We start from the raw sequence: 2069 nt of genomic DNA on the forward strand, positions 1-2069 counted from the left end.
AGCAGGCTGGGACGACGACTTCCTACGCAACGTTCTCAATGGCTTAGCGGCGGCATGAGCCATATGCGATTGCCCTGCACCTCAAATGGCTCCTCTTTGATCGGATCAGGGTCGCGCCAATAAAACTCTAGTGTTTCGCTGCGGAAGAACGAAATTGCGCCAATGTGCAAACGACAATCTTGGCCGTCAACGCGAACCAATCTTTGTGCCTGCTGCTTGGCCTTTTGCTTTGCATCTTCATTTGGGGCACTCGACCGTCCTTTGCTTTCAAAAGAGTGCCAGTCCCCTGCATCATCTTGACCGACAAGGTCCGGTCGAGATTTTCCGATGAGCAATTCTGGATTTAGTTGGTCTTTGAATACATCAAGGTGAAGCAGCCAATGAGTGTTCAGCAATCTATGCGCAAACAGCTTACAAAAAACCATACCCAGTGCGTAACTCACTGCGCCTTTCTCGGTTGGATCGAGCTGACGAAAAGCGTTGGTGCGATAAAGATGTTGACTAAAAGTTTGTTGTGTAAGTGCCATGCGAATCTGAGAAATACGATAGAGTGCTTCGAACAGCGAGGCCAACCCATGCTGAAAGACAAAGCTTCTGCTCGGACGCCCAACAGTTAAAGCAGCCCATAATATTTCGCGCCAAGTTGTTGGCAGCATCTGATAGCCATTCGCGGGACCAATACTTGACGGAAATCCTTCGCTCTCGAAATCAATCGATAAAGAACTAGAAAACACGCTGGTTCTGTGAATTATCGGGCTCACCTTGCCACCTCAAACGCTATTCAGCGATACTATTCCAAGTATACTATCCGTGCGCCAGAACATTCTCGATAACGCGCGGTGAACGTCCGCTTTCACGGGCCGCACTGGCACGAAGGCCTCCCTCGTCAACGGCGGCTCTGGGCCGCCTTTCCCAATGCCGGTGACCACTTGGTGCCCAATGCTGCGCGGCGTCCGAAGACGGCGGTCGAGCCCGAAGCAGTCGCTTTTTCCGTGTGAATTACCCGTGTCAAGATGGTACAAAGATCAGTTGGCGCTCCATGCGCTCAAGGCCGCGCGCGCGACTTCTGCCCCGTGGGTTTCTTGCACGAAATGACCGGCGGTCGGCAGCATCATGGGAGCCCGCTTCAAACCGAGGATCTCATGCATACGCTTCATAAGCGAAGGGGGGATTAACTCATCCATTTCACCGACAGCAGTGAAGTCGTCGCCCTGCCACTCTGAAGCCCACCAGGCCGCCGCGCGGCGAGAAACATCAACGCCTTCCATGTCAGGTTTCGTCATGACCAAGAATGGAAATCGACGTGTCCCGGCACGGTACCGTGCGTCGGGAAACGGAGCGGCGTAGGCCTTGGCCACGTCATCACTCATTCCCGGAACATACGTCTTGAAAAGCTCAGCCATATCGTAATCCGGGTGCTCGCCGTGAAAGTCACGCCACGCTTCAAAGCCTTCCGTGGTGCCGCCGCCGAGTCCCAGAACCGTATCCATGATCAAGAGCCTTTTGAAACGATCGGGCATGTCCGGTGGGATCGTGAGCCCAAGGATTCCGCCCCAATCTTGGACTACCAAGGTGATGTTTTGCAGGTCTAGCTCCTCGACGAGTGCTATCAGACTTTGGCGATGAAACGTGAAGCTGTACACGTCATCATTGACGGGCTTGTCAGACCGCCCAAACCCGAAAAGATCCGGTGCCACTACGCGCGCTCCGGTATTCAGAAACTCGGGGATCATATGCCGGTAGAGAAAGCTCCACGCGGGCTGACCGTGTAGGCAGAGGAAGACGTGTTCCGCGTCGGCCGGACCCTCGTCGATCCGCGCCATTCGCAGCCCTTCATATCCCGCCAGTTGGTCGATGTATTTTGGTTTCCAAGGATAATCTGGCAGATTTGCGAAGCGCGCATCTGGCGTTCGAACGATCTCGATGTTCGACAATACCTTTCTCCTGCAAGTGACTTGTCATCGAACCCTACACGCTTGCGCGGGTCTGGTCCAGGGCAATCGCATATGGCTCATGCCGCCGCTAAGCCATTGAGAACGTTGCGTAGGAAGTCGTCGTCCCAGCCTGCT

At 54.3% G+C, this 2069-nt stretch carries 2 protein-coding genes; both read right to left on the minus strand.

Features of this window, described 5'->3' with window-relative positions; genetic code table 11:
* Nucleotides 1-35: 35 nt before the first annotated feature.
* A complete protein-coding gene (locus PXK01_RS21805; RefSeq protein WP_274861719.1) occupies nt 36-761 on the minus strand; it encodes a hypothetical protein in 726 nt (241 codons plus the stop codon).
* Between the two features lie 264 nt (nt 762-1025).
* Nucleotides 1026-1934, minus strand: coding sequence for a haloalkane dehalogenase (locus PXK01_RS21810; protein WP_274861720.1), 909 nt, complete (start codon nt 1932-1934; stop codon nt 1026-1028).
* Nucleotides 1935-2069 lie beyond the last annotated feature (135 nt).

Source organism: Phaeobacter sp. PT47_59 (genome assembly GCF_028890025.1).
Classification (GTDB): domain Bacteria; phylum Pseudomonadota; class Alphaproteobacteria; order Rhodobacterales; family Rhodobacteraceae; genus Phycobacter.